The organism is Arsenophonus endosymbiont of Bemisia tabaci Q2 (assembly GCF_902713415.1).
Lineage (GTDB): Bacteria > Pseudomonadota > Gammaproteobacteria > Enterobacterales > Enterobacteriaceae > Arsenophonus.
The window spans coordinates 1-5326 of sequence record NZ_CACTIE010000037.1 but is presented as its reverse complement, the minus strand read 5'-3'; the positions used below and the strand labels follow the sequence as shown (position 1 = coordinate 5326).

The 5326-nt window shown below is 34.2% G+C and carries 4 protein-coding genes and 1 pseudogene; all 5 read left to right on the top strand.

Annotated elements, in window-relative coordinates; genetic code table 11:
- Positions 1 to 201 (top strand): annotated as a pseudogene (locus tag ARSQ2_RS02395) (hypothetical protein); the annotation flags it as partial.
- A 623-nt stretch (positions 202 to 824) separates the two neighbouring features.
- On the top strand, positions 825 to 1934 hold the full coding sequence (gene potA / locus ARSQ2_RS02390; RefSeq protein ID WP_181994237.1) for a spermidine/putrescine ABC transporter ATP-binding protein PotA: 1110 nt from the start codon (positions 825 to 827) through the stop codon (positions 1932 to 1934).
- Complete coding sequence (gene potB, locus ARSQ2_RS02385) at positions 1924 to 2784, top strand: spermidine/putrescine ABC transporter permease PotB (protein ID WP_181994236.1); 861 nt, start codon at positions 1924 to 1926, stop codon at positions 2782 to 2784. The genes potA and potB overlap by 11 nt, the downstream gene beginning before the upstream one ends.
- Positions 2781 to 3566, top strand: coding sequence for a spermidine/putrescine ABC transporter permease PotC (gene potC / locus ARSQ2_RS02380; RefSeq protein WP_181994235.1), 786 nt, complete (start codon positions 2781 to 2783; stop codon positions 3564 to 3566). Before potB ends, potC begins: the two co-directional genes overlap by 4 nt.
- A 257-nt stretch (positions 3567 to 3823) precedes the next feature.
- On the top strand, positions 3824 to 4870 hold the full coding sequence (gene potD / locus ARSQ2_RS02375) for a spermidine/putrescine ABC transporter substrate-binding protein PotD (RefSeq protein ID WP_181994234.1): 1047 nt from the start codon (positions 3824 to 3826) through the stop codon (positions 4868 to 4870).
- Positions 4871 to 5326 lie beyond the last annotated feature (456 nt).

Below are 5326 nucleotides of genomic sequence, written 5' to 3'. Positions count from 1 at the left end.
ACAACGCTGTTTGCTATCGGATTATTTGATATCAATATTAACAGCGATGTTTTCTATGCATGGGTCACCCAAGTCCTTATCCCAGTACTTCCTAAAAACAGTGTAATCATGATGGATAATGCAACTTTTCACAAGAAAAGAGTATTCAACAAGTCATCATCGATGCGGGGCATATGCTGGAATATTTGCCTACCTATTTGAATATAAATGGGCACACAGCTAAATACAAAAAAGAATGCTCGGATGCGACACAGATATTTTGTTCGCACTCAATATAGTGTAATCAAAATTAAGTCGCTTAGCTATACACGCTACACTACATAGTTGGTACCAACGGTTCTTACGTATTTTTCATTCTAGCTGAGTGACGAAAATAACAAGCCAAAATAATTATTATAAGTAATTTTGTTAAATTTAATTTGTTATTTTAACTAATTAAATAGCATAAATTGAATTTTTTATGAATTATTATCTATAATTTATGCAAATTCTTAAAGAAAATAGTAAGCTCGCTTTATTATATCTTATATTAATAAATCATATGAAATAGATGGAAATATTAGATTTATTTTGATAGCTAATTATTTTTCGATAAGTTTAATTTAATATATTAGGATTATTGTTGTCATTTTTCTGATGATATCGCTTTTAATTTTGTGTTGCTGCGTTTATTATTCTGTTTTTGTTAAATCTATTGGCGCAACTGGTTTTGGCTATTGCTGGGCGTTTTTGCTGATTAGCTAATACAGTCTTTTTCCAGTTGCGGTTCTATCTGCATTACTATCTGCATTACTATCTGCTATAAGGGATAGATGATACCTTAAATGAGTGAGACAACCTCTTTTACACCATTGATCGAATTAAAATCCTTAACTAAAGGTTTCGATAGCAAAAATATTATTTCACAATTTAATCTTACGATTAATAATGGTCAATTTCTTACCATATTAGGTCCGTCAGGGTGTGGTAAAACGACTATTTTGCGATTAATTGCTGGATTAGAGCACGCTGATAATGGGCGCATTTTTCTTGAGGGGCAGGATATTACGGATATTCCGGCTGAACAGCGTCATGTCAACACTGTCTTTCAAAGTTATGCCTTATTCCCCCACATGTCGGTATTTGATAACGTTGCCTTTGGTTTACGTATGCAAAAAAAATCTTTTAAAAAGATAAAACCGAGAGTGGAAGAAGCGCTACGGATGGTGCAATTAGAAGATTTCGCCCAGCGATATCCCCATCAGTTATCGGGTGGACAACAGCAAAGAGTGGCAATTGCGCGTGCAGTTATCAATAAACCTAAGGTTCTTTTATTAGATGAGTCATTATCGGCGCTGGATTATAACTTACGTAAAAAGATGCAAAGTGAATTAAAAGCCTTGCAACGTCAGTTAGGGATTACTTTTATTTATGTAACTCATGATCAAGAAGAAGCGTTAGCCATGTCTGATCGTATTTTAGTTATGCGAGACGGTCATATTGAACAAGATGCGTCACCCCGTGAAATATATGAAGAGCCGAAGAATTTATTCGTTGCGGGGTTTATCGGCGAAATTAATATTTTTGATGCGATTGCTTTACATCGAATTGATGAGCAACGTATTCGTGCGAATATTGAAGGCTATGAGTGTGATATTTACACTAAGCTTTCTGTATCGGTAGGTCAGCAATTAAAAGTTTTATTACGGCCAGAGGATTTACGCGTTAAAGAGATCGATGATGAACAGCAACCTTCTGGACTAATTGGTCATGTGCGTGAATGCAACTATAAGGGCATGATACTTGATATAGAAGTAGAAATGAACAATGGTAAGCGGGTAATGGTCAGTCAATTTTTCAATGAAGATGATCCAGATGTTGACCACTCGTTGGAACAAAAAATTGCTTTGACATGGGTAGAAAGTTGGGAGGTCGTACTTCTCGATGAACAATAACCGTAAAATTTTTCAGAATATTATCGTTATCGGGTTGGTTTCCTGGTTCCTATTGTTTGCCTTTCTGCCAAATTTAATGATCATTATTACCAGTTTTTTGACCCGTGATGATGCCAATTTAGTCGACATGGTTTTTACCCTCGACAATTATACTCGGCTATTTGATCCTTTATATGCAGAGGTAATGATCCACTCACTAAATATGGCAATCATTGCTACTTTCTGTTGTTTAGTCATTGGTTATCCATTTTCATTTCTTCTAACACGATTACCGCCAAAATTGCAGCCATTGATGTTATTTTTATTGATTGTGCCATTTTGGACTAATTCGCTTATTCGTATTTATGGGTTGAAGATTTTTTTGAGTACCCGAGGTTATTTTAACGACTTTTTACTATGGATGGGATTGATAGATAAACCTATTCGTATCATGTATACACAAGAAGCCGTCATTATGGGATTAGTTTATATTTTGCTGCCATTTATGGTGATGCCGCTTTATTCTAGTATTGAAAAACTGGATAAATCTTGTCTTGAGGCAGCTCGAGATCTTGGTGCTAACAAATTTCAGACCTTTTTACGCATTATAGTGCATCTAACTATGCCTGGCATTATAGCTGGATGTTTATTAGTGTTGCTACCAGCAATGGGATTGTTTTATGTCGGGGATTTGATGGGTGGGGCAAAAAATTTATTAATCGGTAATGTTATCAAGAGCCAATTTCTTAATTTGCGCGATTGGCCTTTTGGCGCTGCAACCAGTATTGCATTGACTATTGCAATGGGCTTCCTGCTTTATATTTATTATCGTGCTGCGAATTTGCTGAATAAAAAGGTGTATTTAGCATGATTGGACGTTTTTTGCGAAGTGCTTTTCTCACCATAGTTTATGCCTATTTATATATTCCAATTATTATTTTGATTGTCAATTCATTTAATGCATCACCTTTTGGGAATCAGTGGAAAGGATTGACTATCGATTGGTATGATATGTTGTGGGATAATGATAGTCTATTGCAAGCAGCAGGCCATTCATTGACGATAGGAATGATTTCAGCTAGTTGTACTACTTTGATTGGTTCATTAGCAGCAGTGGCTTTATTTCGCTACCAATTCAGAGGAAAGTCATTTGTTAGTGGTATGCTATTTGTTGTTATGATGTCCCCTGATATTGTAATGGCAATTTCCTTACTATTAGTCTTTATGTTATTAGGCGTTTCTTTAGGTTTTTGGTCTTTACTCTTCTCTCATATTACATTTTGTTTACCTTTCGTTGTTATTACCGTTTATGCACGACTGAAGGATTTTGATGTGAAAATGTTAGAAGCTGCGCGAGACTTAGGTGCTAGTGAATTAACCATTTTACGGCAAATTATTTTACCATTAGCATTGCCAGCGGTAATTTCGGGTTGGTTATTAAGTTTCACCCTTTCAATGGATGATGTGGTTGTATCTTCTTTTGTTACTGGACCGGCTTATGAAATATTGCCTTTAAAAATTTATTCAATGGTAAAAATAGGAATTTCACCAGAGGTTAATGCGCTGGCGACAGTTTTATTACTATTTTCATTGATAATGGTGTTGTTGAGTCAATGGATGTTAAAAATAAAATCGATAAAAACTATAAATTAAATTAGTGTCAAAATTAAAGACTATTAATCGTTAATTAGTATATTAATGGTATTTAAATTATTGTATTTCAGTTAGTCATTTTCATTTGTTTTTTATTTGAGCAAAATGTCCGAAATAGTCTTTTTCTAATAAAAAAGTTACTAAACGACTTTTATAAGCTTTACCCAATTACAGGTGCCTCATATAATAACTGTTTTTGGGCTAGAAAAAAGTTTATTAGGTTTTCATTTAACATTATTTTATGGAGGGAACACTATATGAAAAAGTGCTCCTCATGGCTTGCAGCAGGGATCATAGCCGCGAGTATTGGCTCAGCAGTAGCAGCTAATGATGATAAGGTAGTCTATTTTTATAATTGGTCGGAATATGTTCCTCCCGGGCTACTTAATCAGTTTACTAAAGAAACTGGTATCAAGGTCATTTATTCTACTTATGAATCTAATGAAAGTATGTATACCAAGCTTAAAACTTATGCGGAAGGAGCTTATGATTTAGTAGTGCCTTCAACTTATTTTGTGTCGAAAATGAGTAAGAAGGGTATGCTACAAAAGATTGATAAAAGTCAATTGAGTCAATTTAAAAATCTTGATCCAAATTTATTACATAAATCATTTGATCCTAAGAATGATTATTCGATTCCTTATATTTGGGGAGCGACAGGAATTGGTATCAATAGTGAAGTTATTGATCCCAAAACTATTACCTCTTGGGCAGATTTATGGAAACCTGAATATAAAAATGGGCTGTTATTAACTGATGATGCGCGGGAAGTGTTTCAAATGGCGTTACTCAAGCTAGGTTATTCAGGTAACACAACAGATCCGGCGTTGATTAAAACTGCATATGAAGAATTAAAAAAATTAATGCCCAATGTAATGGCATTTAATTCTGATAATCCCGCGAACCCTTTTATGCAAGGTGAAGTTGATTTAGGAATGCTATGGAATGGTTCTGCCTATGTAGTGAGTCAATCAGGTGCCCCGATACAATTTATTTGGCCTAAAGAAGGGGGTATTTTTTGGATGGATAGCTTAGCGATCCCAGCCAATGCAAAAAATGTCGCAGGTGCGCTTAAGTTGATTAATTTTCTACTTCGTCCTGATATTGCCGCTAAAGTAGCGCAACAAATTGGTTATCCGACACCCAATCTAGCAGCTAACCAATTACTGCCATACACGTTAGTTTCCGATAAAACCCTATATCCTGATGAAGAAACCTTAAAAAAAGGGGAATGGCAGAATGATGTGGGCAATGCTAATATTTTATATGAAAGTTATTTTCAACGATTAAAAGCGGGTCGTTAAATTTCATCAGGCTATTAGTATTTTGAACAAGATTATTATAATAAAACACTATCATAATATCGTGGTACTTTATTATTTACATTTAATGATTAAATAAGAAATAAACATTGAGAATTATATTTGATATTTTTTGTTAAAAAATTAATTTAGCTATTTTATATTAATAAGTTTAGCGCTTTAAAATCAGAGATATATTTACTAATTAAAGATGGTGTAATAGCAGGTATTGTATCTTCAACAGCAGAAGAAAAATTATTAGGTAGAAGCCAGAAATTGCTGGTTATTTTCTCTAGCTGTTTTAATTGTGTAATATAGCTAAGCGACTTAATTTTGATGACATTATTTATATGAACTATTCAATTGATTTTAGACGTAAAGTGATATTTACGATGGAAGAAGAAGTGTTGAGTATTCGAGAAACAGCGAAGCAATTTCGGATTGGCTCTGCATCTGTAT